This is a genomic window from Dactylosporangium sp. NPDC049525 (assembly GCF_040676755.1).
Lineage (GTDB): Bacteria > Actinomycetota > Actinomycetes > Mycobacteriales > Micromonosporaceae > Dactylosporangium.
The window spans coordinates 119,623-145,099 of the sequence record NZ_JBFAPO010000002.1 but is presented as its reverse complement, the minus strand read 5'-3'; the positions used below and the strand labels follow the sequence as shown (position 1 = coordinate 145,099).

Sequence of the window (25,477 nt, the reverse complement as noted above, 5' to 3'; positions counted from 1 at the left end):
GAGCATGATCGGCTCCACCGGATGGTCGACCCCCGAGGCCCTGCGCGCCGAGGGCACCCAGCGCCGCGCCAGCACCCCCGTCAAGTCGCTCACCGAGCCGCGGACCGCGGCCGGCCGCGACCCGGTCGCCGCGATCGCCGCGTCCAACGCCGAACGGGTCGCGGACCTCGTGCCGATCCGCATCGGCCGGATGATCAGCTCGCCGTTCGCGTTCCTGCGCGGCTCCGCCGCCGTGATGGCCGCCGACCTGGCCACCGGCCTGCGCGGCGGCGACACCGGCCTGCACGGCTACATCTGCGGCGACGCGCACGCGGCCAACTTCGGCTTCTTCGCCTCCCCGGAACGCCGGCTCGTCATGGACGTCAACGACTTCGACGAGACCGTCGTCGGCCCCTGGGACTGGGACCTCAAACGCCTCGCCACCAGCCTCGTCAGCGCCGGCCGCGAGGCGGGCCTGCCCGACGACGAGTGCCGCGACGCCGCCCGCGACTGCGCCACCGGTTACCGCACCGCCCTGGCCGAGCTCGCCGACATGCCGCTGCTGGACGCGTACTACCTCACCACCGACCACTCGACCCTCGAACACTTCGGCATCGGTGACATCGCCGACACCTTCGAGCGGGTCCGCAAGAAGGCGAAGAAGAACACCAGCCGCCGGGTGGCGCAGAAGTTCACCCAGCGCCTCGAACACGACGCGTGGCGCTTCACCCCCGCGCCGCCGATCCTGGTCCCGCTCGACTCGGCCGACGCCTACCCCGTCATCGAGTCCCTCGACGGCTACGCCGCGACCCTCGAGGAGGAGATCCGCACCCTGTTCGGCCGGTACGCCGTCGTCGACGTGGCGCACCGCATCGTCGGGCTCGGCAGCGTCGGCTACCGCTCCTACGTGGTGCTCCTGCACGGCAACGGCGACGAGGCCCTCGTCCTGCAGGTCAAGCAGGCCCGCGCCTCGGCCCTGGCGCCCTACCTGCCGCCGGTGCCGGACCAGCACGCCGGCGAGCGCGTCGTGCGCGGCCAGCGCTGGATGCAGACCGTCAGCGACGTCCTGCTCGGCTGGACGAGCATCGACGGCCTGCCGTATCTGGTGCGCCAGTTCCGCGACATGAAGGGCTCGATCGACCCGACGACCCTGGGCGCCGGCCAGCTCGACGACTACGCCCGCGTCTGCGGCGTCGTCCTCGCCCGCGCCCACGCGCAGTCGATCGACCCCCGCACCCTGTCCGGCTACTGCGGCGCCCCCGACACCGCCGACGGCGACGAGTTCGACGCGGGGTTCGCCACGTTCGCGGCCGCCTACGCCGACCAGACCGAGGCCGACCACGCCGCCCTGCTCGCCGCCGTCACCGCCGGCAGACTCCCCGCCACCACCGGCATCTGACGCATCCCGCACCGCGACGGATCCGCCGGGTGCCGGCCCCGCGGATCCGCCGGCCTGTCGCGGGAGCCGGCAGGGGCGCGCAACCGACTTGTGGCGGTGATCGACGGCTGGCACACTGCCCACGCGCGCGTCTTGCGGGGGAGGCAGAAACGTGGTGCGGTTTCGGATGGCGGCTGTCCTGGCGTTGACGCTGGCGGCGGCCGCAGGATGCACGGCGGTGCCGGCCGGCGTCGACAAGGACCTCGTCGACGAGTGGGCCATGATCGGCGAGGCCAAGGTGCCCGAGCCCAGCGCCGGTGCCTGCTGGACCAGTTCCGCGACCTACATCGACAAGATCGTGACGACGCCCATCGCCACGACGGCCACCCCGTGCAACGGCCCCCACATCATCGAGACCGTGCACGTCGGGCACTTCACCGGCGCCACCGCCGACGCCGACCAGCCGCCCGCGCCGGACAAGATCGCCGAGACCTACACGGCGTGCGAGGCCGAGGTCACCAAGTTCCTCGGCGGCTCCTGGAAGGCCGGCCGGGTGCGCATGCTGGTGTATCCGCCGACCGCGACCCAGTGGCGGGGCGGTGCCAGGTTCTACCGGTGCGACGTCGCCTCGCTCAAAGGCATGCTGGGCGCCCTGGAGCAGCGGGCCGCGTCACTGCAGGGAAGCCTGCAGCCCGGTGGCGACCGGCTCATCGGCTGCGCCGCCATGAACGGCACCATCGACACCTGGAAGGACGTCACGTCGGTGGTGTGCACGGCGCCGCACGACGTGGAGTTCATGGGCGTCATCGCCTCGAAGTCCGGCACGTTCCCGCAGGACAAGGACGCCTGGAAGGCCGCCTACGACACGGCGTGCGTGGACCAGATCCGCTCCTTCACCAATGGCGCCATCAACGCGCTGGCGAGCGCCAAGGCCCGGTACTGGTACGCGCCGATCGCGGCGAACGGGCAGGAATGGGGCGCCGGCAACCACAGCGGCGTCTGCTACGTCCTGCTGCCGAAGAAGCTCACCCGCTCCCTGAAGAACAACGGCAAAGCGGCGGTCTGAGCGCACCCCTTGTCACGATGATCGACTACTGACACACTGCCCTCGCGCGTCTCGCGGGGGAGGCAGAAATCGTGGTGCGTCGTCGGTTGGCGGCCGTGCTGGCGCTGGTGCTGGCGGTGTCCGGCTGCGCCAGGGTGCCCACGCCCGCGGGCGTCGACAAGGACCTGGTCGACGAGTGGTCCATGCTGGACGAGGCAAAGGTCCCCGGCGACTGCTGGACCAGCAGCACCTCCGACGTCTACGTGATCATGCAGCGGCCGGGCGCCATGGTGCAGACGCCGTGCGACTACTCGCACTTCATCGAGACGGTGCACGTCGGGCAGTTCGGCGGCAGCAAGGCCCAGGGCAAGCAGGCGCCGGCGCCGGACCAGTTGGCGGAGGAGTCCCGGATCTGCGACGCCAAGCTGACGGAGTTCCTCGGCGCGCCGTGGACCCACGGCCGGCTGCAGCTGCTCGTGACGACGCCGTCGGACATCCAGTGGCTCGGCGGCGCCAGGTTCTACCGGTGCGACGTCGCCGCGCTGCGCACCGAGCTGGGCGTGCTGGATCCCCGCAAGGAGACCCTGAGGGGCACCCTGCGGGCGGGTGGTTCGATGCTGCTGGGCTGCGGCATCAGGGTCGGCCCCATCGAGGAGTGGGACGACATCACCCCGGTGGCCTGCACCGCGCCGCACAACGCGGAGTTCGTCGGCGTCGCCCACTCCACGACCGGCGTGTATCCCGCGGACGGCAAGGCCACGGGCAAGGCGTTCGCCGGCCCGTGCTGGGAGCGCATCCGCGCCTACACCGGCAGCTCGGAGCGGACCCTGGCGGACGTCGGCTACGGATACTGGCCGCTGGCCGGTGAGGACGAATGGAAGGCCGGCAACCATGACGCCCGGTGCTACATGATGCTCGAGCACAAGATGATCAGCAGGTCGCTGAAGGACAACGGCAGCGCGGCGATCTGAATGCGAACCCGGATGATGGCCGTGCTGGCGCTGGTACTGCTGGCGGTGGCCGGGTGCACGGAGGTGCCCGGCGGGGTCGACAAGGACCTCGTCGACGAGTGGGCGATGCTGGGCGAGGCGAAGGTCCCCGAGCCCAGGGCCGGTGACTGCTGGACGACCCAGGCCGCCAACGTCATCGAGCTGCTGCACACGTCGCACAGCGTCGTGCAGACGCCGTGCGACTTCAGCCACGTCGTGGAGACCGTCCACGTCGGACATTTCACCGGCCCGCTCGCGGATGCCGACCGGGCGCCGTCGCTGGACGAGATGGCCGACACGTATGCGGCCTGCGACGCGGAGCTCACCAAGTTCCTCGGCGGGTCGTGGCAGGACGGGCGGGTGCGGATGCTGGTGTACGCGCCGAGCGGCAGCCAGTGGAAGGGCGGCGCGCGGTTCTTCCGCTGCGACGTCGCCGCGATGCGATCGGAGCGCGGGCTGCTCGGCCCTCGCACGACCACGCTGAAGGACGCGCTGCGGCCCGGCGGCGACATGCTGCTCGGGTGCGGCACGAAGATCGAGACCGGCGGCAGCTGGACCGACGTCGACCCGCTGGCCTGCACCGCACCGCACGACGTCGAGTTCGTCGGCAACGTCGCCTCGGCGAGCGCGGTCTTTCCCACGGATGTGAAGGCGCGCACGGCCGCGTGGGGCACGGCCTGCCTCGACAAGCTCCGCTCCTACACCGGGATGCCGGACAGCGCCCTGGCCAAGGCGAAGGCGGCCTACGCCTTCTGGCCGCTCGTCGTCGCCCAGGACGAGTGGAAGGCCGGCAACCACAACGCCCGCTGCTACCTCAGCCTGCCGAAGAAGATCACCCGGTCGCTGAAGGGCGCCGGCAACATCACGATCTGACGGCTTGTCTGAGGGCTTATCTGATGGCCTGACCGGTGATCGGGTCGAAGAAGTGCATCCGCTCGGTGTCGACCACGATCTCGAGCCGCTCGCCGAGGCGGACCCGGGACCGCGGCGCGAACGCGGCGACGAACTTCGTCGCGTGGGCCGTCGGCAGGTCCTCGGTCTGCGCCTCCCTCGCCAGCAGGCGGGTGTCCTCGGTGACGACCCGCGGCGCGTCGATGGTGAAGTGCACGACGATCTGCGAGCCGAGCGCCTCGATCAGCGCCGCCGTGGCGTGCAGGCGGGACGACGCGGGGGTTGCCGGCACGAGCCGGGCGTCCTCCATGTCCTCGCTGCGGATCCCGACGGCCAGCTCCCGGCCGCCGACGTAGTCGCGCAGCGCGGGCCGGGCCGCGAGGACCCCGTCCGGCAGGTGCAGCGTCGTGCTGCCCAGGTGCAGCTCGACAGCGGCTCGTCCATGAGGAACACCTGCGGGTCGCGGACGATGGCGCGGCCCATCGCGACGCGCTGCCGCTGCCCGCCGGACAGCTGGCTGGGGCGGCGGCCCAGCAGCGGCCCGAGCTCCAGCATGTCCGCGGCCCGCTGGACCCGCCGGGCGATCTCGTCCTTCTCCATCCGGCGGATCTTCAGGCCGTAGGCGATGTTCTGGGCGACGCTCATGTGCGGGTACAGCGCGTAGGACTGGAACACCATCGCGATGTCGCGGTCCTTCGGCGAGAGGGTGTTCACGACCCGCTCGCCGATGCGCAGGGTGCCGCTGCTGATGTCCTCCAGGCCCGCGACCATCCGCAGGGCCGTGCTCTTGCCGCAGCCGGACGGGCCGACGAGGACCAGGAACTCGCCGTCGGCGATGTCCAGGTCGAGGTCCTGCACGGCGTGGAAGCCGTTCTCGTACTGCTTGTCGACCCGGTCGAGGACCACCTGCGCCATGACGTCTATCCCTTCACTGCGCCGGACGTGAGCCCGCCGACGATGTACCGCTGGAGGAACTGGAACAGCGCGACGGTCGGGATCGCCGCGAGCAGCGAGCCGGCGGCGAACATCCCGAAGTTGTTGTTGCGCTCGCCCGCGACGAGGCCGAACAGGCCGACGGCGAGGGTCTTGTCGTCCGGGTCGGTGAGGAAGATGCTCGCGATGATGAACTCGCTGACCGTGCCGATGAACGCGAGCAGGCCGGTGACGGCGAGGATCGGCGCGACCAGCGGCAGGATGATGTCGAAGAAGACCCGGACGTGGGTGGCGCCGTCGACCTTCGCCGACTCGTCGAGGTCCTTCGGGATCGTGTCGAAGAACCCCTTCATGAGCCAGGTGTTCACGCCCAGCGCGCCGCCGAGGTACAGCAGGATCAGCGACCACGGCGTGTTGAACCCGATGACCGGGTAGAGGTCGGTGACGGTGGCGAACATGAGGTAGAGGGTCACAATCGCCAGGAACTGCGGGAACATCTGCACCAGCAGCAGGCTCAGCAGCCCCATCCGCCGGCCCCGGAACCGGAAGCGGGAGAACGCGTAGGCGGCGCACGCGGACAGGAACATGCCGATCGCCGCCGCGGACAGCCCGATGAGCATCGTGTTGCCGAACCAGGTCCAGAACTGGGTCTGCTGGAACAGGTGGCGGAAGTTGTCGAGGCTCGCCCCGCTCGGCACGATCTTCGCGGTGCCGAGGGTGCCGAGCGGGTTGAGGGCGGCGGAGACCAGGAACACGATCGGGAACAGGGCGAAGAACAGCGCGACGATCCCGACCAGGTGCCGCCACCCGACCTGCCGGAACCAGCTGCAGCGGGAACGTGACGGTCCGGAAGGCGTAGAAGGGTTTCGCGCCGTCGACGGCGGCGGCCTCCTTCAGGTCGCCGGGGATCGCCTGCAGCGCGCCGGTGCAGACCAGGAACATGTACGGGTAGCCCATCCACAGCTGCACGATCAGGATCGCGACCATCGAGCTCCACGACGTGCCGAACCAGTTGACGTGGATCCCGAAGAGCCGGTTGACCAGGCCGAAGTCGGTGTTGAACATGTCGCGCCACAGCAGCAGCATGGCGAAGCCCGGCATGGCGTACGGCAGGATCAGCAGCGACCGGTAGAGCCGCTGCCCGCGCAGCCGGGTGTTGTTGAGCACGATCGCCACCAGCAGCCCGAGCGCGAACGTGATGAGCACCGTCAGCAGCGCGAAGGCGAAGTTCCACACCAGGATCCGCAGGAAGTACTTGGCGATGAGCGGGTTGGACAGCACGTCGGCGAAGTTGCGGAACCCGACGTTGACCTTCCAGCCCTGGGCCAGGTTGGCGCCGGTGGCGTCCACGAAGTACCCGCGGTTGCCGTTCGCCGTCCAGGTCCGGCCGTCGGCCACGTTGCGGACACAGTCGCACCGCTGGTCGTACACCTGCTGCGGCTGTCCCTCGAAGGCGCCGCTGAGACCCTGGTTGCGGATCGCACCCTTGGCGGTGGGGACGCTGAACGCGGCGATGTCCTCACCCCGTGCGTCCGCCTCGACGATGCCGAGGATGGTGTACCCGTCGGCGCGGGTCACCTTGCCGGCCTCGGTCACCTGCGCGCCGGCCACCCCTTCCAGGCCGTCCTTCGTGCCCGCCTGCACGGCCTTCGTGGCCGGGTCGACCAGCAGGAACACGATGTCGTCGCCCTTGGTGGCGATGGTGAGCACGTATTCGACGGAGTCGGGGACCTGCTGCACGGAGGCGCCCTCGATCGCGCGGATCGCCTCGGCCTTGCTGCCGCGGACAGGGTGATGATCGTTGCCACGCGTCGAGCCGTCATTGGCCACCTCGCGATGCTGAATCGAGTTAGCAGTCAGCTTTCGCCCTTGCATCGACGAATGTCAAGGGCGTTACGGGCTTGTTACGCCAGCCGCTCGATGAGCCGGCGGTTCGCCCACGTGACCGGGATCGGATCCACAATCTCGCCATGGAACACCCCGTGTTCCCGGTCCCGGAAGCCCAGCAGGCACAGCCCGCCCTCCCGGTCCCGGCCAGGCGGGCCTGGTCACCGGGGCAGCGGTACCACCGCTGGTCCGCCTCCAGGACCGGCCCGTCGCCGTGCCGCCGCCACCAGCGCCCGCGACGTGCGCAGGAAGAACAGGTGGAACTCCTCGCCGGCCACCGCCAGCCAGCTGTCCCACACCCAGTGGTCGGCAAGTCGCAACATGCTGCCCGGCACCTCCTGCTAAATGCATTCAGCTGTCTTGACCGTGCGCCGGTCGGTGGTTCCTGTCAAGCGGTGAGCTCCGATACGTCAAACTGATCACCTGGGCGGTTGTCTCAATGGAGGTGCTGCGAATGCCGGCAGGCCGGGTGACCCTGCTCGACGTCGCGCACCGCGCCGGCGTCTCGCGCACGACCGCCTCCTTCGTGCTCACCGGCCGCCGCGACATGCGCATCTCCGCCGACGCCGAGCAGCGCGTCCTGCGCGCCGCCCGCGAGCTGGACTACCGGCCCAACCTCACCGCCCGCAGCCTGCGCACCCGGGTCACCCAGACGATCGGCCTGGTCTCCGACACGATCGCCACCGACGTCTTCGCCGGCGAGATCATCCGCGGCGCCACCGCCACCGCGCTGACCCGCCAGCACCTGCTGTTCATCGGCGAGACCGAGGGCGACGCCGCCACCGAGAAGCGCCTGGTCCAGGACATGCTCGACCGCGGCGTGGACGGGTTCCTCTACGCCGCGATGTACACCCGCGAGATCCGCGTCCCGGTGGCGCTGCGCGGGCATCCCGTGGTCCTCGTCAACTGCGTCGCCGGTCGCCGCCCGGTCAGCGTGATCCCCGACGAGCTCGCCGCCGGCCGGGCCGCCGCCGCGGCGCTGCTGTCGGCGGGCCACCGCGACGGCATCCACATCGTCGGCGAGTCGGCGACGCACGTGTACGCGGCCCGCAACCGCCGCACCGGCATCGACGAGACCCTCATGGCCGCGGGCACCCGCGTCGCGGGGACGATCGAGTCGCCGTGGTGGCCGGAGCCCGCGTACGAGGCGGTCCGCACGTTCCTGTCGACCGGCGCCCGGGCCACGGCGTTCATCTGCCTCAACGACCGGCTGGCCATGGGTGCCTACCAGGCGGCGACGGAGGCGGGCCTGCGGATTCCGCAGGATCTGTCGGTGGTCGCGTTCGACGACTCGGACCTGGCGTCGTGGCTGCGGCCGCAGCTGACCTCGGTCGCGCTGCCACACTTCGAGCTGGGCCGCCGCGCGGTGGAGCTCCTGCTCGACCCGGACCGCAAGGCCGGCGCCCACGTGATCGACATGCCGCTGCGATCCCGCGCGTCGATCGCACCGCCGTCCTGACCGCCGCCGTTGCACGGGCGTGACGAGCACGCACGCGGGCCGCGAGCGCAAGGCGATCAGCGCACCGGCGAGCTCGGGAGCAGCGCCGCGGCCAGGGACAGCGCCGCGGCCCGCCCGGCCCGGTTGGCGCCGACGGTGCTGGCCGACGGGCCGTACCCGATGAGGTGGACGAGAGGCTCGCGCACGGTGGCGGTGCCGTCGAGGCGGATGCCGCCGCCCGGCTCCCGCAGGTGCAGCGGGGCCAGGTGGCTCAGCGCCGCCCGGAACCCCGTCGCCCAGATGATCACGTCGAAGGGCTCGAAGGAATCGCCCCACATCGCGCCGGTGGGGACGAGGCGGTCGAACATGGGGTGGCGGTCCAGGGCGCCCTTGGCGAGCGCGGCGCGGACCAGGGTGGTGTAGCCCAGGCCGGTGACGCTGACGACGCTCTGCGGGGGCAGGCCGGCCGCGACCCGTTCGGTGACCTCGGCGATGACGGCGCGGCCGCGGTCCTCGGTGAACTCGCCGTCGTGGAACTGCGGCGGGCGGCGGGTCACCCAGCGGGTGGACGCGGCGACGCCGGGCAGCTCCGACAGGACGTGGACGGCGGAGTTGCCGCCGCCGACCACGAGCACCCGCTTTCCCGCGAACTCGGCCGGGCCGCGGTAGGCGGCGTAGTGCAGCTGGCGGCCCAGGAAGCCGGCGGCGCCCGGGTACACCGGGAGATAGGGGCGGCTCCAGGTGCCGGTCGCGTTGATGATCGCCCGCGCCTGCCAGTCGCCCGCGTCGGTGGCGACAGCGAAGCCGGCGGGGTCCCGGGTGACCGCGCGGACGCGGACGGGGCGCCGCACGTCGAGGTCGAAGTGCCGCTCGTAGTCGGCGAAGTACGCCGCGACCACCGACGCCGCGGTGCCCGACGGTGGGGCGGTGAACGGCAGACCGGGCAGGTCGAAGATGCGGTGCAGCTCGCCGACGCCCAGCGACGGCGAGCGGTGCTGCCACGCGCCGCCGGGGGTGTCGTCCGCGTCGAGGACGACGAAGTCGAGGCCCAGCCGGCGCAGGTGGTACGCCGCGGACAGGCCCGCCTGCCCGGCGCCGATCACCACGATGCCCTCACCCGAGTCCGCGTCCACGATGGGGAGAACCCCACCGTGGACGCGGATCTTCCAGCTGGTGACCCAGCTAACGGGTCATTTCGCCTTGCCCTTGGTCAGGCCCCAGGCCGTGGTGTTCAGCGTGTCCTCGATGCCGACGAGGCCCTCGTCCGGGAAGAACTCGTCGTCGCCGAAGTCGTAGTCGACGTCGTCCGCGGTGCCGCCGACGTTGTCCGGGCCGACCCCGAAGAGGCCGGGGAACGCGCCGCCGGCGTCCATCAGGTTGGGCGTCGTGTTGAGCGGGTCGGTGTGGAAGTTGCCGTAGAGGTGACCGCCCTCGTGGGCCACGACGTTACCCAGCGCCCGCCCGATGAACTTGATCTTGTTGCTGGCGGGGGTGATGTAGGTGTTGAGCGACGCCGCGCCACTCGGGTCACTGAGCACGTCGAGCAGGACGATCGCGCTGTCCTCGTTCGCGTAGTTGCCCGGGTCGATGAACTGCGCGATGCCGATGGTGTCGATGCCCGACTCGGCGATCGTGCCGCCGACGACGATGCGGTGCACGTTCGGCTGGCCGAACGGGTCCGGGTCGTCACGGCTGTTGAGGATCCTCAGCCCGAAGCGCGGGTTGGTGCCGCGGGCCTTGGCGTCGGTGATGATGCTCTCCTTGACCGACGCGATGACCTCGTTGATCACCTTGTTCTCGTCCGCGGCGGTGAGGCCCCACTTGCCGAGGAAGCCGGCCAGCGGCGACAGGGTGCGCACCCCGGGACCACCGAAGATCGCGGTGTTGATCCGGGCGCCGTCGAAGTCCAGGAAGAGGGTCTGGACCGTGCCGTTGTCCTGCGCCTCAGGGCCGGGACGGTAGGCCTCGAGGGTGATGTCGTACAGGCCGGCGGCGCCGCCCACCTCTACGGTGAACCGGCCGTTGGTCGCGGCGACCTGCGACACGACCGCGTTGCCGCCGCCGGGCAGCGGCGAGGACGGCGCGTAGATGAAGCTCGCGTCCTGCTCGGAGCCGAAGACGATCCGGCCCGACGGGTCGCGGACGGTGAGCCGGGTGCCGACGCCGGTCACCGACGCGCCGAGGACGTCCCCGGCGAGCAGGTCGACGGCGTAGAAGTCCCGGTCGGGGAAGGACAGCGTGGTGTTGAGCAGGTACGGCCCCTCGCTGCCGGACCCGAGCCCGCTGCCGGAGTCGAACGGGTCGGCGGGGAACACGGTGCCGGTGCCGAACCCGGAGATCATCAGGTAGTAGGTGCCGGACGTGGTGAACGTGAAGTTGAGCAGGCTGTCCAGGCCCGGCCCGCCGTCGTCGTCGGTGCCGACGAGCACGCCGGCGGCGTCGTACAGGCCGATGACGGTGTCCAGCGGCCCGCTGGGCGTGTCGGTCCCGGCGATCAGCTGCTGCCCCGCGGTCGCGGTCACCTTGATGAAGTCGAAGTCACCGGTGTCGTCGCCGGCGCTGCCGTGCGGCCCGTCACCGATGTCGCCGCTCGTCGCGACGCCCTTGCGGCCGGCACCGAGCAGGACGTCCGACGCGATCGGGATCGCGCCGTTGTCCTCGGCCGGCGCGGAGACCGTGGACAGGCTGACCGTCTCCGGCGACAGCTGCCCGAGCACGCGCGCCCGGTTGTTGAGCTTCTTGCCGGTCCCGAAGCCCTTGACCAGCTCCGCGGTGGCGTGGCTGTCGTTGGAGCCGAACGTGCCGCGCGGCTCGGCCTCGTCGTGCAGCAGCGGGGACGTCGCCGCCGCCGTCAGCGAGTTCTTCTTCAGGTTGGCGCGGGCGGCGGCCTGCGTCTTGGCCACCTCGGACCAGTAGTACTTGTCGACCTTGCTGTTGTCCCGCAGCAGCGCGGTGTACGGGTTGACGGCGTTCTGCGGCGCCTTCAGCGTCGACTGCTGCTTCGGCACCACCTGGATGCCCGCGGCGAGCTGGCGTTTGATGCCGTCGCTGAGCTCCTTGGACGGTGCCGCCGCGGCGGGGCTCTGTGGCAACGCCACCAGTGCCGCACCCACCAATCCGGCGACAGCGAGACTGGCTAGCCTTTTCCTCACTTGGCCTCCCCATTGAGTCAGGCGTTTCGTGCACGCTATGGCCTGCAAGGTCGTCTCCACTACCCCCAACCGCTGTCAATACAGGATTTAACAGATCGAATGATCAACGCCTATGTTGATCACGGGGTACCGGCGATCTTGGGGCTCGCCTAGAGTGTTGGGGTGCCGAACGCCGTCAGCCCCACGCAACGCCTGCTCACCGCCGAGGACCTGACCGCCCTGCTCCGGGAGCGGTTCGGGCTGACCGCCGTCCACTGTGGACCACTGACCGGTGGCACGTTCGCCGCGGTCTGGCGGGCGACGCTGTCCGACGGCCGCGAGGTCGTGGTCAAGGTCGGGCCGCCCGACGGGGTGCCGCTGCTGCGCTACGAGCGGGGCGTCATCGCGGCCGAGGCGCGCTACTACCGGACGGTCGGCGCGGCGACGGCACACGTACCGGTGCCGCCGGTGTTCCACGCCGACGACGACGTGGTGGTCGTCGGGCTGCTGCCCGGCCGGCCGCTGACCGAGCTGCCCGACGAGCACGCCGCCGAGACGGTCCGCGAGCAGCTCGGCGTGGCGCTGCGGCACCTGCACGCGGTGACCGGCGGGCAGTTCGGATACGAGGGCGGCGGGCGTGCGTCCGGGCCGACGTGGCGTACCGCGTTCACCGCGATGACCGCCGACATCCTCGCCGACGCCGCGGACTGGGACGTGCCACTGCCGGTCCCGGCGGACGAGGTCCTGGCCACCGTCGACCGGCACGCCGACGCCCTGGACGAGGTCGAGCGGCCGGCGCTGGTGCACTTCGACCTGTGGGACGGCAACGTCCTGTGCGACGGGCCCCGCCTGACCGGACTCGTCGACGGCGAGCGCTACTTCTGGGGCGACCCGCTGTATGACTTCGTCTCCCCCGCCATCGGCCGCCGGATGGAGGAACTTCCCGCGCATCCCGTGCTGCGCGGGTACTACGGCGGGCCCGGGCCGCACCCGTTCACCGCGACCCAGCGCCGCCGCCTGATGCTCTACCGGCTGCAGTTCGCGGTCCTGCTCCTGGCCGAGATGCCCAGCCGCGGCATGGTCGGCGACGAGGCCCGGGAGCGTCACGAGTGGGTGACGCCGCAACTGCTCGCCGACCATCGAGATCTTGGTTGAGCCACCACGATGTGATATAGAGGACGCTACATACGGTAAGGGTGTCGATGGGTAGACGACAGATCCTGATCATGGCGGTGTACGGCGCGCTGATGGCGGCGCTCGGCTCTGTGGTGTTCATCGCACCCGAGCTGGACTCCGTGGCCTGGGCCGGGATCGGCCTGTCCGGCGCCGGCGCGATCGTGTTCGGCATCCGGCGGATCCAGCCGCAGCGCTCCGGCCCGTGGTGGGCCCTCGCCGCCTCGCTGGTGGCGATGATGGCCGGCGACTACCTGTACGGGCTGATGGCCGACGCCGGCGCCGAGCCGCCACCGCTGGCGAACCTGTGCTACCTGGCGATGTTCCCGTTCGTGGCGATCGCGCTCATCGGCCTGACCCGCGCCTCGTCCGCCCTCGACAGCCGGGCCGGCCTGCTGGACCTGCTCGCCGTCAGCAGCGCCGCGCTGCTCGCCGCCTGGGTGTTCAGCATCAGCCCGCGGCTGGGCACCGACGGGGTCACCGGCACCGAGTGGTCGATCCAGGCCGCGTACACCCTCGGCGACGTGATCGTCCTGGTCGTCACCGTCCGGCTGGTCCGCGCCGCGCCACGCAACCCCTCCGCGGTCCTGCTCGCCGTCGGCGCCGTCGGGATGCTCACCGGGGACGTGGCCTACGGCATCGCCCAGACCCACGGCGGGCTGGCACCTGGCGGCCCCGCCGACTTCGCCTACGTCGTGCTGTACGTGACCTGGGGCGCGGCGGCGCTGCTGCCATCGATGACCCGGCTCACCGATCCCCCGACCACCCCACCGCCCGGCGACGCGCCGGTCCGCGGGCTCGGCATGGTGCCGCTGCTCGCCGCGGTCGCGGTCGCGCCGGTCGTCCTGGTCGGCCAGGCGATGACCGGCCCCGTCCACGACGGCCCGGTGATCGCCGTCGGGTTCGGCATCAGCCTCGCGCTGCTGGTCACCAGGCTCAACGACGCGGTGCGCCGGCACGCCGAAGGGCTGCGGCGCGAGCGGACCCTGCGGCACGCCGGCACGGTCCTGGTCAGCGTCACCGACGCCGGGGCGGTCGCCGTCGCGGTGCGCACCGCGGTCCGCGAACTGCTGCCGACCGACACCCCGCACATCATCGTCGTGGACTCGAGCCTCACCGACCTGCTGCCGCTCAACGAGCTGTCCGCGCCGCGCATCGTGCCGGTACACCTGACGCCGCCGCTGTGGCAGGACCGCCTCGGCGAGTTCGGCTACGTGCTGGTCTGCCCCCTGGACGCGGCCGTGCTCTACATCGCCGCCGACCGGCAGGACCTGCGCACCGTCCAGGACGCGGTCACGGTCCTGGCCGGGCAGGCGGCGCTCGCCCTCGCCCGCATCGCGCTCACCGACGCCGCCAGCCGCCGCGACAGCGACGACTACCTGCGCGCCGTCGCCGAACACACCAACGACGTCGTGCTGGTCCTCGACGACGACGAGCGGATCCGGTACACCAGCCCGTCGGTGACGGACCTGCTCGGCATCTGGCCGACCCCGTTCGCCACCCTGCGCGAGATCGTCAACCCGGACGACCGCGATCAGGTCGACGCGACCCTGGGCGTGGCCCTCACCGGCGGCCGGGACGGCACCCGCGGCACCTGGAGCCTGCGCCGCCCCGACGGCACCCGGGTCCTCGTCGAGGTCAGCTTCCGCGACCTGCGCGACGACCGCCTCGTGCGGGGCATGGTCATCACCATGCGCGACGTCACCGAGCAGCGCCGGCACGAGCTGGAGCTGCTGCGGCGCCACTGGGAGGACACTCCGGGCGCGGCAAACCGGGACAATTCGTCCCGTAAGTATCACTGAGAGCCGTCACAGGTTCCGCTTGGCCGGTGCGTGGCACTGCGTGCCATGCTGAACTGTGGCTACCACTGAAGCGGTCCCTGTCGCGCGGCGCCGTTCGCTGCTGCGCCCCGTCGTGTTCGCGTTGACGCTCACCACCGTCCTGGCACTGCTGTTCGGCGTGCCGTGGTGGTCGCTGGTGCAGTCGGGCAACGCGTGGCCGGTGGGGGTGCGCGTCGCGGGGACGGCGCTGTTCGTCGTGGCGGCCGTCGGGTTCCCGGTGCTGATGATGCTCGGCCACGGCCGCCGGCACCTGGACTGGGCGTCGCGGATCGCCGACACCACCCTCGGCGTGGTCTGGCAGCTGTTCGTCTGGGCGGTCGCCGGTGACCTGCTGCGCCTCGCCCTGCTCGCCGGCGGGGTCCACGACCCGCTGCGCTCCAGGATCGTCGCCGGGTTCACCGGGGTCGTCGCGGTGGGGCTGCTGCTGTGGGGCTACGTCGAGGCGATGCGGGTGCCCAGGGTCCGCCGCGTCGAGGTCGCCATCCCGCGGCTCGGCGCCGGCCTGGACGGGCTGAAGGTCGTCCTGCTCACCGACACCCACTACGGACCGATCGACCGGGTCCGCTGGTCGAAGGGCGTCACCGAGGTCGTCAACGGCCTGGACGCCGACATCGTCGCGCACACCGGCGACATCGCCGACGGCACCGTCGCGCAGCGCACCGCGCAGGCCGCACCGCTCGGCGACGTCAAGGCCCGCCACGCCCGGGTGTACGTGACCGGCAACCACGAGTACTACGGCGAGGCCGAGGGCTGGCTGCAGCGCATGGGCGAGCTCGGCTGGGAGGCGCTGCACAACCGGCACCTGGTCGTGGAGCGCGGCGGCGACCGGCTCGTCGTGGCCGGCGTCGACGACCGCACCGCCGCCGGCACCGGCCTGCAGGGCCACCGCGCCGACCACGCCACCGCCCTCGCGGGCACCGACCCCGACCTGCCGGTGCTGCTGCTGGCACACCAGCCGAAGCAGATCTTCGAGGCCGTCGAGCACGGCATCGACCTGCAGCTGTCGGGGCACACCCACGGCGGGCAGATGTGGCCGTTCCACTACATGGTGCGCCTGGACCAGCCGGTGGTGCAGGGCCTGACCCGGCACGGCGCCCGCACCCAGCTCTACACCAGCCGGGGCACCGGCTTCTGGGGCCCGCCGTTCCGCATCTTCGCGCCGAGCGAGATCACCGAGCTCACGCTGCGCAAGGCCTGAGCGTCACCCGGCCGGTCACGGCACGACCGTGACCGGCCGGCGACCGCCGCGCGACGTCCGGCGCCGCCTGTCCGTCAGTTGCATCACGACGGCCTTCTCGGCGACTGACGGGTGCGGTGGAAATGTCCGAGGTCTTCCTCTCCTACCTCGACGAGGACCGGGACTGGACCCGGACCCTCGCCGAGGAACTGGAGCGACACGGGCTGGTCACGTTCCTCCGGGAACGCGACCCGGAGCCGGGCGACGTGCTGCTGCAGCAGACGGAGGCCGCCATCGGCCGGGCCGGCACCGCGGTGCTCGTGCTCGGCGCGGCGGCGCTGAGCGACCCGCAGCCGTACGAGGAGTACGCCGTCCTGCTGCGGGAGGCGGCGACCCGCGGGCTGCGGGTGATCCCGGTGCTGTGCGGCGACCCCGGCCGCGTGGTGCCGCCCTTCGCCGCGGACCGCCTGTGGGCCGACTTCCGTGGACTGTCCGCCGCCGAGCGCACGGCGAAGGCCGGCGACCTGGCCGCCATCGTCCGCGGCGAGTGGCGGCTCGCACCCGAGCACCTCGACCAGGTGCGACCGGCCCCGCCACCCGCCGCACCGCCCCCGGCCAGTTTCGTGGTCGTCTACGCCGGCGCCGACGCCGGCTACGGCGGCCGCCTGGTCTCCTGGCTGTCCGAGGCGCACCTGCCCGTCTGGTCGATCGCGCGGCTCACCTGGGGCAGCGAGTACACCCGGGAGATCCGCGACCGGATCCGGCACTCGATCGCCCTGGTGGTGCTGATGTCGCCGGCCGCCGAGGAGTCGCCCGACGTCACCCGGGAGATCCTCGACGGCCAGCGGCACGACCGGATCGTCTTCCCGGTGCTCATCCAGGGCGCCCCCAACTTCCTGCTGGCCAGCACCTGGTACGTCGACGCCCGCGACGGCGCGCTGCCCGGGCCGGCGCAGCTGCGGACACTGCAGCGGGTGTACCGGGACCACGCCGCCGGCCGGGTCGCCCAGCTCCCGCCGCCGCGGCAGCCCGCCGTCACGGCGGCGCGCACGCCGACCGGCCTCGAACTGGCCCGGCTGCGCGCGTCGCTGGCCGACGGCGAGCTGGAACACGCCGACCTGCTGACCACCAACCTGGTGCTCGCCGCGGCGGGCCGCCTCGGCTACGGCTGGCTGCCCGAGACCGCCGGCGCCGACCTGCCCGCCCAGCTGCTGCGCGACATCGACACGGCGTGGGCGGAGTCGACCGCCGGCCGGCAGGGATTCGGCCGACAGCGGCAGCTGTACCGGCTGCAGCACGAGTTCGGCGGCGACTTCGCGGTCCTGGCCACGGCGTACGGCTGGCGGCCCCGTCCCGACGGCCGGCCGACGTACGGCGAGCAACCGGCGACGCCGAAGTACGGCCGGTTCGTCCGCCCGGACAGCCCGCCGCCCGGCTTCTTCCCGACCCTGCGCAACCCGCAGGCCGAGCACTACCCGGGCTGGCACGCGCGCTGGCGCAAGACCGTGCTCGCCGTCCACCGGCAACTCCGTTCGTGGCCGATCGAGGGGTGACCAAGATGCTCGAGTTCTTGACGGTCGTGCTGTTCCTGGCGGCGCTGGGCGGCGGCGGGTATCTCGCCGCGAAGGGCCTGTACCACGTACCTGACCGGATGGTCGGGATCGAGTACCGCCGCCTCGGCCGCAACGCTCAGGACCGCTACCGGGTGAGCGTCTACGGCTCCGCCGGTCCGCAGGCGGAGACGCTGGCCGCGAACCGCTGGTACTGGCGGCCACCGTGGCTGGTGACCGTGCGGTTCGTGCCGCAGACGTTCGTGCCGGACGGCACCATCGGGCTGGTCACGTCACTGGGTGGTCCGGTGCGCCCGCTGGACCGCCGGTTGTGCCGCTACGTGGAGTGCGACTACTTCCAGGACGGCCGGCGGTTCCTGCTCAGCGGCGGCGAGCAGGGCCGGCAGCTGGGGGTGCTGCCCGGCGGCGCGTACTACGCCATCAACACCGAGCTGTTCGCTGTGTTCACGGTGCTGACGCTCGCGGAGGGCCCGGCGCACCCGGACGCCGCCAGGCTGACCGAGGCGGACCTGCGCGAGATCGACGTGCCGGTCGGCAGCACCGGCGTGGTGATCACCCAGCACGGCACCCCACCCAGCGACGCCCCCGACGCCGTCAACCCCGTCATCCCGGGCCACGACAGCTTCCGGCTGCCCTGGGTGTTCCTCGCCAACGGCGGCCACCTCGGGGTGCAGGAGGAGACGTTGCCCGGCGGCAGCCGGTACGCGATCAACCCCTGGTTCGCCCGGGTCGTGCTGATCCCGACCAGGGAGCTGTACCTGGAGTGGACGAACAAGGCGACGAAGGCGGCCGGCAACCTCGACTCCGCCCTCGAACAGATCGTGGTGAACATCGAAGGCCACGTGCTGTCGCTGGAGATGTCGCAGATCCTGCGCATCCCGGCCCGCGCCGCACCGCGGCTGGTCCGCCGGTTCGGCGAGGCCGACAACCAGCCGGAGCCCACCGGCTCGATCAGCGTCAAGCCCGCCCCGGTCCAGCGGTTCGTCGAACGGGTCCTGGGCGCGGCCGTGGCCGGCTACTTCACCGCGCTGGTCGGCCGGTACACGATCCTGCAGTTCATGGAGGAGTACGAGAACGTCCGGCTGGAGCTGCAGCATCAGGTGACCGAGGCCCTGGCCGAGTGGGACGTGGTCGCCGGGCTCACCGTCCTGGCCGAGTTCGAGTCCAAGGACGAGGAGATCAACAACCTGCGCCGCCGCCGCGTCCAGGCCCGCGAGCAGGGCCCCATCTCCGAGTTCACCTTGGAACACACCAGGACCGACATGGCCACCGAGCGCCTCCGCATCGAGATGGAGGGCCGGCGCCACGCGGCCGAGCTCCGGGAGATGATCGAACTGCTCGGCCCGCAGCAGGTGGCGATCGAGCGGGTCGCCGCGCAGCTGGCCCGGATGCCGGTCCCGCAGTACATCGGCGGCGGTGGCGACCTCGCCCAGCAGATCCTCGGGCTGATGCCCTTCACCAATGCCCGCGACATGCTCGGCCAGCTCATCGCCAGCCACAAGGACGGTGTTCCGCCGCAGCAGCGCCTCGACCCCGGCGAGCAGGAGTGAGCCGCGTCTTCATCTCCCACGCGGCCGCCGACGCCGCCCCCGCCGCCCGGCTGGCCACGCGGCTCGCGGCGGCGGGGGTCGCGGTGTTCCTGCTGGAGTGGGTGGAGCCGGGGCTGGTCACCATGCTGGAACAGGAGAACGCCCTCACCACCGCCAGTCATGGTCTGCTGCTGATCAGCCGGGCGACGATGGCCGATCCGGCCGTGCGGGAGGAGTACGCTGCGCTGGTCAGCCATGCCCGCGCTGGTTCCGGGCGGCGGTTCGTGCCGGTCCTCGTCGGCGACATCACGGATGCGGAACTGCCCCGGTTCGCCGCCATACGTCAGCCGGTCGACCTGCGCGTCCCTGATGCGTACGACGATCGTGTCGCGGTGTTGCTGCGCGCCCTTCAACGTCCTGGGGCCGGCGGTGCTGGGGCCGGCGGTCCCGCGTCTGGCGCTCCTGCGTCCGGGGCTCCTGCCGGCGATCTCTCCAGGCGTGCTCCTGGCCTTGCGTCCGGCGACCGGATTCGCATCGTGCTGCTGGCGGCCAACCCGCGCGGCACCGGCCAGCTCGGCACCGGCCAGCTCGCCATCGACGTGGAGGCGCGCGAGATCGCCGAGCAGCTCCTTCTGTCCCGTGACCGCGACAGGTTCGACCTGATCACCTGCTGGGCCGTGCGCCCCACCGACCTGCTCCAGCACCTCAACCGGCACATCCCACAGATCCTGCACTTCAGCGGCCACGGCCTGCGGCCCGGCGAGATCGTGCTCACCGCCGACGACGGCACCGGCCGCCCGGTCGACGCGGCGGCGCTGGGCGAACTCTTCCGCGTGGCGGGCGACAAGATCCGCGTGGTGGTGCTCAACGCCTGCTGGTCCGCCGTCCAGGCCCGGGCAATCGGCCAGCACGTCGACTACGTCCTCGGCATGCGCAAGCCGATCACCGACCAGGCCGCCACCGTCCTGGCTGCCGCCTTCTACTCCGCCCTGGGCTTCGGCCGCACCGTCCCCGAGGCCTTCGAACAGGCGACCGCCGCGCTGCTGCTGCACGGCCTCGCCGAGCACGACATCCCCGAACTCCTGATCCGCCCCGGCGCCGACCCGCACCTGAGCCCGCCCCACTGACCCGGCCCACGACGACGGCCCGCCACGACCGGCCCGCCACGACCGGCCCGCCACAACCTGCGCCCGCCCACGACTGGCCCGCCCACGACGCGCGCCCGCAATTACGCGCGCCTGCCACAACCCGCGCCCGCCCGCGACTGGCCCGCCCCACGACGCGCGCCGCAAATACGCGCGCCTGCCACGACCGGCCTGCCACGACGCGCGCCCGCAATGACGCACGTCCGCAATGATCGGGCCGCGACGAACGGGCCGCAACGGCCGGGCTCCGACGACCGGACCACAGCGACGGCGACCGGCGACCGGCGACCGGCGACCGCCCCCGCACCCAACAACCGGGCTGCGGCGGGATCACGGCGATCAGGGTGGCGTCGAGGGCGGGCACGTCGTCCGACCGATGCCCGTGTGATCACGTCACGTCGACCGCGTCCCGCTCCCAGCGAAGTTCGGCAACGCGGTTGATTGCCGGGATCAGCGCGCCAGCCCACCGCCGCACTTCGGCCGACCGCCCGGCCGTCGGCGTTCTGCTTCACCAGGACGGTACCCTAGCCGACCAAACGAGCTGCCCAACTCAACACGCAGTGTAGTCCTAGCCGGTCAACGGCATCGAACGCCCGCCGCGCTCCGGGATCGACTCGTCACGTGGTGTGGTCACGGACCTGACGGGTGCGGGCCGCTGTTGTCAGGGGACGACGGTGACCGGCCATTTGCCGGACTTCACCAGGCGGACCGCCAAGGAGCCGACGAACCGGTGCCCGAGCCGCGACGAGGCGCCGACCACAACCGCGTCGGCCCTCAGTTGTGTCGCCACCCGAACGAGCTCTGAGTACGGGTCGCCGCGCACCGCCACGAACTCGGCGCGGATGCCGGCGTGCACCGAGCCTGCCTCGACCTGGCGGCGCATGTCCTCGGTGGCCTCGGTAATGGCCTGTTCGACGGCGGCGGCGGCGCCCGGGGCGAAGACACTCGCGGCGGGCACGCCGGCCACATAGACCACGACGAGCCGGGCACCCTGCCGGCGGGCGAGCCCGGCGGCATAGGCACCGGCCCGAAGTGACGGCTCGGAACCATCGACGCCGACGACGATGACCTTCGGGCCGTCCGTGCCCAGTTCGAAGACCACGGCAACAGCATGCCGCAGCCCCCGGCGGATCCGCATCCGGGGGCCACGACACGAAACCGTCTCAGGCGGACTCTGGGACCGGGGCCGGCCGGTAGATGAACCGGTCGGTGATGCCGAACCGCAGGCCGAAGGCGAGCACGAGGGTTACCAGGTTGGCGACGAGCTCGTCGATGCCGGCCCAGGAGACCAGCACGGCCAGCAGCGGCAGCCGGACGGCCAGGTCGAGGTTGTTGAGGACCACGAACCGGCCGAAGCGCCCGGCCCAGTGTCGCCCGCGCCGGCTGCGGAACACCACGAGGTCGACGAGGACGAAGTTCCAGCAGATGGCGACCTCGGTCGCGACCACGGCGGCCGGCAGGTAGTGCAGGTGCCAGTGGTCGACGAGCAGCCACATGACGGCGAGGTTGGGCAGGACGCCGGAGGCTCCGACCGCGCCGAACCCGGCCATGCGCAGCAGGGCGCCGAGCCGCACCACGCGTGCCAGCGCCTTCACGCGTGCACCTTCCGGATGATGACCTCCCCGAAGCGGACCACCTCGGTCGACTCGACGACACCGCGGTGCAGGGTCGGCAGGTCCGCGAGCGTGCTGACCGCCTGGTCCGCCATGACGATGTAGTCGATGCTGGCCGCGCCGGCCGGCAGGATGTCGGCCATGACGGCGGGGTCGGTGTCGACCTTCCACAGCCAGACCGGTTTCGTGAACCCGGCGAGCTTCAGGTCCATCCAGATGTAGTCGTCGGTGACGACGACCGCGTCGCGGCCCACGTTGTCGATGACCCAGCGGGTCGCCGCGCGGGAGTTGGCGCTGCCGTCGAATTTGGCCTGGTCGCGCAGCGTCGTCACCCAGCCGGGCAGGACCAGCAGCGCCGCCAGGACGCCGGCGGTCGCGACGACAGGAAGCCGCGCCCGCGAAAAGGAAGAGACGAACCGAAGACGCGCCCGCGAAAAGGAAGAGATGAACCGAAGACGCGCCCGCGAGAGGGAAGAAACAACAGGAAGCCGCGCCCCCGAAACAGAAGGGACGACAGGAAGACGCGCCCCCGACAAAGGAGAGCGGCGGGTCCACAGGACGTCCCCGGCACCGGCGATGAGCAGCGCGGCGAAGGGCAGCAGGGCGATGACGTAGGCGAACGGCATGTACCCGCCGCGGCACATCATCACGACCTGGATGAGCAGCGCCAGCCCGATGGGCCGGAACCGGCGCACGGCGAGGCCGACCGGGATGAGCGCGACCCCGGGCAGCAGCAGCCACGGGTCGAGGTCGGTCCACGACTTGGCGAGGCTGAACGTGCCGGACGTCGGGTCCAGGAGGCTGCCGCTGCCGGAGCGGCCGAACACCTGCCACCACAGCGCCCAGCCGAGGCTCACGTGGCCCTCACCGGGGAGCAGTTCGTTCTTCAGCAGGGCGAAGACCGGGTAGGAGGCCACCAGTACAGCGAACGACACGAAGAACACGCCGAGGTTCCACACCCGGGTGCGCCGGGAGGTGTGCTGGACGAGCAGCCAGACCAGGGCCGGCAGGAGGATGACGATGGTCTCCTTGCACAGGGCGGCCGAGGCGAACCAGATCGCGCTCCACAGGGACGCGCCCACGCTGCGCCGCGGTGAGGCGGCGGCGGCGAACGCGGCGAGGATGAACATGGTGGCGAGGTTGTCCAGGAACACCATGCGGTGGAAGAAGACCGCGAGGGGGCTGACCGCGAACACGAACACGGCGACGCCGGACCAGGCCCGGTTGAACCGCAGCCGCCGGGCGAGCAGGAACAGCAGCGCGCAGCTGATCAGCGCGGAGATGAGCATGACCTCCCGGCCGACCATGACGGCGCTGGGCGCGCGGTCGAAGCCGTCGGTGACCCCGGCGTAGCCGGCGATGATGGCCCAGCCGAGGAACGGGTGGTCGTACCAGTACGTGTAGTGCGACAGGCCGCCGTGGTCCAGCATCGCCCACGCCTGGTTGACGTAGGTGCCCTCGTCGTCGTTGATGCGGCCGGGCCAGCCATGCAGGTTCCAGCCGTTGACGAACCCGGCGAGGACCAGCAGCGGCGTAAGCACGTAGAGCGACTTCCGATGATGGCGCCAGCGCGACTCCCGAACCGGCGAGACGACAGGCGTACGGACCGGGCTGCGCTCGATTTCCAGGACCGCGGTCATGCCGGGTTGCCTTCCAGCGACAGGACAGCGGGACGGTGGTGGCCGCCGTGGGCGGTCTTGTGCCATGTGGTGTTGCCGTCGACGTGCTGCCACACGGCCCAGAACGCGGCACCCATCAGCACCCACTGGTAGACGGGCGCGCCGATCAGCAGGAACGCGTAGTGCCGCCACAGCACCTTCTGCCGGTAGGCACGGGCGAACTCGCGCAGCCCGACGATCTGCGTCGCCAGGGTGATGATGATCGGCACGAACGGCGCGTACATGAGCATCGCAACGCCGACGGGGACCTTGAGCCACAGGATCGTGGCGATCGACAGCGGCAGCAGCAGGGCGGAGAACGCCTGCAGGAACGGGGTGGCCAGGATGTAGCCGGCGAGGGCCCGCTGCCGCAGCGTGGGCAGCGTCGCCCAGCGGCCTTCGAGCAGGATGCTGAGGAAGCCCTGGTTCCAGCGGACCCGTTGCCAGAACAGCGACCCGGACCGGCGGCTGCCGATCGTCTGCGGCACCTCCTCGCGGGTGGCGAGCTCCGGTTCGTACGCGGCCACCACGCGGGCGTTGTACCGGGTGCACAGCAGCACGCCGAGTGCGCAGTCCTCGGTGAGGTTGTCGGGCCAGCCGCCGGCCTGGTCGAGGATCTGCCGGCGGATGAACACGGTGTTGCCGCCGAGCGGGACGAACCCGGACCGCACCTGGTAGAACATGCGGCTGGTGAACCAGAAGAAGTACTCCATCACGTTGTGGACCTTGAACCAGTCGCGGACCCGGGTGCCCAGCGTCATCAGCTGCACCCCACCTTGCACGACGTCGGCCTCGGTGGTGCCGAGCAGGGTGTTGACCCGGGTCAGCAGCTGCGGCGCGACGTCGTCCTCGGCGTCGACGACCCCGATGACGGTGCCGGTCGCGGCCTCGAGGGCGGCGTTGAGCTGCCGCGGCTTGTTGGACTTGGTGTAGGCGCGCACGACGGTGCGGACCCGGCCGTGCGGGTCGTAGTTGGCCTGGACCCGCTGGACCTCGGCGATGGTCGCGTCGTCGCCGTCGCACAGCGACACGACGATCTCGTAGTCGTCGTGGTCCTGCTGGAGCAGGTGCCGCAGGGTAGCGGCGATGACGAGGTCCTCGTTGAGCGCCGGGACGATGATCGTGAAGCGTTCCTTGATCTCGTCGGGCACGACGGCCGGCCACCGCATCTGTTCGACCGCCTCGGGGGTGCGCCAGCCGTAGAGGCGCCACCGGACCTCGAGGGCGCCGACGACGGTGTTGTACGACGCGACGAGGGTCACCAGCAGCGCGAGGACAGCGGCGCCGGACAGTGGTGACACGGCGAGCGCGAGGGTGGCGGCGCCGATGACGCCCAGCAGCGCGGCCCACCGCAGCACCGGCGTGCCGAGCCAGGTGGCGAGCCGCAGCCACGGCAGCTGGCGCAGATAGAGCATCCCTTGCCGCAGGTCGCCCTTGCTGGTGCCGGCGTGCCGCTGGCCGAAGTCCAGGGGCAGCTCGGTGCGGCGCAGCCGGGGGTACCTGGCGAGGATCTCCAGGAGAATCTTGAAGCCGCGCGACCGGAGCCGCTCGGTGTCCATCTTGTCGAGACGTACCCCGAAAAATCCGGTCATGGGGTCGGTGACGCCGCGCAGCGCGAACGGGAACGCGACCCGGGCGAGAATCGTCGACCCGGTCGACACGATACGGCGCACCGGTCCGTCGAGGCCGCCGCTGCTGCCGCCCTCCCGGTAGCGGCTGGCCATCACCAGGTCGTGCTCGTCGAGCGCGGCCAGCATCGCCGGGGCGAGCTCCGGCGGGTGCTGCAGGTCGGCGTCCATGACCAGGGCCTTCACGGCGCGGGCCCGCCGGAACCCGTCGACGACCGCGCCGGCGAGCCCGCCGACCCGCTGGGCGCCGGTGCGGTGGAACACGCGGACCCGCAGGTCGTCGCGCTCCAACCTGGCCGCCGCGAGGGCGATGGCGTCGACGGTGTGCTCGTTGTCGCTGTCGTCGACGAACAACAGCTCGACGTCTGTCAGTACCGCGGACAACCGCTCGATCAAAGGACCTACGTTGTCTTCCTCATGTCGGCAGGGGATGACGATCGTGGCCGTGGGGGTCACGTGTTTCTCCTTCAA

20 protein-coding genes and 2 pseudogenes are annotated in these 25,477 nt (G+C 71.6%); 11 read left to right on the top strand and 11 right to left on the bottom strand.

The window, feature by feature from the left end; all coding sequences use genetic code 11:
• Nucleotides 1-4: 4 nt before the first annotated feature.
• From AB0K00_RS04930 to AB0K00_RS04915, 4 genes are all read left to right on the top strand, one after another.
• Entirely contained in the window at nucleotides 5-1,378 is a 1,374-nt protein-coding gene (locus tag AB0K00_RS04930) for a DUF2252 domain-containing protein (protein WP_363515450.1), read from the top strand.
• Between the two features lie 166 nt (nucleotides 1,379-1,544).
• Nucleotides 1,545-2,423: a septum formation family protein gene (locus tag AB0K00_RS04925; protein WP_363515447.1), complete on the top strand. Its 879-nt coding sequence runs from the start codon at nucleotides 1,545-1,547 to the stop codon at nucleotides 2,421-2,423.
• 71 nt (nucleotides 2,424-2,494) lie between these two features.
• Nucleotides 2,495-3,373, top strand: coding sequence for a septum formation family protein (locus tag AB0K00_RS04920; protein ID WP_363515444.1), 879 nt, complete (start codon nucleotides 2,495-2,497; stop codon nucleotides 3,371-3,373).
• Nucleotides 3,374-4,264, top strand: a complete 891-nt coding sequence (locus AB0K00_RS04915) for a septum formation family protein (protein WP_363515441.1) — start codon at nucleotides 3,374-3,376, stop codon at nucleotides 4,262-4,264.
• A gap of 16 nt (nucleotides 4,265-4,280) precedes the next feature.
• Here the strand turns inward: AB0K00_RS04915 and AB0K00_RS04910 are convergent, their stop codons facing one another.
• From AB0K00_RS04910 to AB0K00_RS04890, 5 genes and pseudogenes are all read right to left on the bottom strand, one after another.
• Nucleotides 4,281-4,592, bottom strand: a complete 312-nt coding sequence (locus tag AB0K00_RS04910) for a hypothetical protein (RefSeq protein WP_363515438.1) — start codon at nucleotides 4,590-4,592, stop codon at nucleotides 4,281-4,283.
• Nucleotides 4,593-4,705: 113 nt separating this feature from the next.
• Nucleotides 4,706-5,197, bottom strand: a pseudogene (locus AB0K00_RS04905) (ATP-binding cassette domain-containing protein); the annotation flags it as partial.
• A gap of 5 nt (nucleotides 5,198-5,202) precedes the next feature.
• The gene (locus AB0K00_RS04900; RefSeq protein WP_363515435.1) at nucleotides 5,203-5,970 is read right to left on the bottom strand and encodes an ABC transporter permease subunit; all 768 of its coding nucleotides are present in this window, start codon (nucleotides 5,968-5,970) and stop codon (nucleotides 5,203-5,205) included.
• A gap of 124 nt (nucleotides 5,971-6,094) precedes the next feature.
• A pseudogene (locus AB0K00_RS04895) lies at nucleotides 6,095-7,090 on the bottom strand (ABC transporter permease subunit); the annotation flags it as partial.
• A 173-nt stretch (nucleotides 7,091-7,263) separates the two neighbouring features.
• Nucleotides 7,264-7,425 carry a hypothetical protein gene (locus tag AB0K00_RS04890; RefSeq protein ID WP_363515432.1) on the bottom strand — a complete coding sequence of 54 codons (162 nt, stop codon included), beginning with the start codon at nucleotides 7,423-7,425 and terminating at the stop codon, nucleotides 7,264-7,266.
• 116 nt (nucleotides 7,426-7,541) lie between these two features.
• On the opposite strand from AB0K00_RS04890, the gene AB0K00_RS04885 reads away from it, so the two are divergent.
• On the top strand, nucleotides 7,542-8,561 hold the full coding sequence (locus AB0K00_RS04885) for a LacI family DNA-binding transcriptional regulator (RefSeq protein WP_363515429.1): 1,020 nt from the start codon (nucleotides 7,542-7,544) through the stop codon (nucleotides 8,559-8,561).
• A 56-nt stretch (nucleotides 8,562-8,617) separates the two neighbouring features.
• Here the strand turns inward: AB0K00_RS04885 and AB0K00_RS04880 are convergent, their stop codons facing one another.
• Nucleotides 8,618-9,673 carry an FAD-dependent oxidoreductase gene (locus tag AB0K00_RS04880; RefSeq protein ID WP_363515426.1) on the bottom strand — a complete coding sequence of 352 codons (1,056 nt, stop codon included), beginning with the start codon at nucleotides 9,671-9,673 and terminating at the stop codon, nucleotides 8,618-8,620.
• A gap of 57 nt (nucleotides 9,674-9,730) precedes the next feature.
• A complete protein-coding gene (locus tag AB0K00_RS04875; protein WP_363515423.1) occupies nucleotides 9,731-11,638 on the bottom strand; it encodes a PPC domain-containing protein in 1,908 nt (635 codons plus the stop codon).
• A gap of 216 nt (nucleotides 11,639-11,854) precedes the next feature.
• On the opposite strand from AB0K00_RS04875, the gene AB0K00_RS04870 reads away from it, so the two are divergent.
• From AB0K00_RS04870 to AB0K00_RS04845, 6 genes are all read left to right on the top strand, one after another.
• Nucleotides 11,855-12,826 (top strand): aminoglycoside phosphotransferase family protein, encoded by a 972-nt coding sequence (locus AB0K00_RS04870; RefSeq protein WP_363515420.1) that lies wholly within the window; start codon nucleotides 11,855-11,857, stop codon nucleotides 12,824-12,826.
• A 47-nt stretch (nucleotides 12,827-12,873) separates the two neighbouring features.
• Nucleotides 12,874-14,646: a PAS domain S-box protein gene (locus AB0K00_RS04865; RefSeq protein WP_363515417.1), complete on the top strand. Its 1,773-nt coding sequence runs from the start codon at nucleotides 12,874-12,876 to the stop codon at nucleotides 14,644-14,646.
• A 55-nt stretch (nucleotides 14,647-14,701) separates the two neighbouring features.
• Complete coding sequence (locus tag AB0K00_RS04860; protein WP_363515414.1) at nucleotides 14,702-15,883, top strand: metallophosphoesterase; 1,182 nt, start codon at nucleotides 14,702-14,704, stop codon at nucleotides 15,881-15,883.
• 122 nt (nucleotides 15,884-16,005) lie between these two features.
• Nucleotides 16,006-17,415 carry a TIR domain-containing protein gene (locus AB0K00_RS04855; RefSeq protein ID WP_363515411.1) on the top strand — a complete coding sequence of 470 codons (1,410 nt, stop codon included), beginning with the start codon at nucleotides 16,006-16,008 and terminating at the stop codon, nucleotides 17,413-17,415.
• A 5-nt stretch (nucleotides 17,416-17,420) separates the two neighbouring features.
• Nucleotides 17,421-18,983 carry an SPFH domain-containing protein gene (locus AB0K00_RS04850; protein ID WP_363515408.1) on the top strand — a complete coding sequence of 521 codons (1,563 nt, stop codon included), beginning with the start codon at nucleotides 17,421-17,423 and terminating at the stop codon, nucleotides 18,981-18,983.
• Nucleotides 18,980-20,089: a TIR domain-containing protein gene (locus tag AB0K00_RS04845; protein WP_363515405.1), complete on the top strand. Its 1,110-nt coding sequence runs from the start codon at nucleotides 18,980-18,982 to the stop codon at nucleotides 20,087-20,089. Before AB0K00_RS04850 ends, AB0K00_RS04845 begins: the two co-directional genes overlap by 4 nt.
• Nucleotides 20,090-20,768: 679 nt before the next feature.
• On the opposite strand, the gene AB0K00_RS04840 is transcribed toward AB0K00_RS04845, so the two are convergent.
• The 4 genes from AB0K00_RS04840 to AB0K00_RS04825 form a co-directional block, all read right to left on the bottom strand.
• On the bottom strand, nucleotides 20,769-21,209 hold the full coding sequence (locus AB0K00_RS04840; protein ID WP_363515402.1) for a universal stress protein: 441 nt from the start codon (nucleotides 21,207-21,209) through the stop codon (nucleotides 20,769-20,771).
• A gap of 61 nt (nucleotides 21,210-21,270) precedes the next feature.
• Nucleotides 21,271-21,702, bottom strand: coding sequence for a GtrA family protein (locus AB0K00_RS04835; RefSeq protein WP_363515399.1), 432 nt, complete (start codon nucleotides 21,700-21,702; stop codon nucleotides 21,271-21,273).
• On the bottom strand, nucleotides 21,699-23,360 hold the full coding sequence (locus AB0K00_RS04830; protein WP_363515396.1) for a hypothetical protein: 1,662 nt from the start codon (nucleotides 23,358-23,360) through the stop codon (nucleotides 21,699-21,701). The genes AB0K00_RS04835 and AB0K00_RS04830 overlap by 4 nt, the downstream gene beginning before the upstream one ends.
• Nucleotides 23,357-25,462: a glycosyltransferase gene (locus tag AB0K00_RS04825; protein ID WP_363515393.1), complete on the bottom strand. Its 2,106-nt coding sequence runs from the start codon at nucleotides 25,460-25,462 to the stop codon at nucleotides 23,357-23,359. The genes AB0K00_RS04830 and AB0K00_RS04825 overlap by 4 nt, the downstream gene beginning before the upstream one ends.
• Between the last annotated feature and the right edge of the window lie 15 nt (nucleotides 25,463-25,477).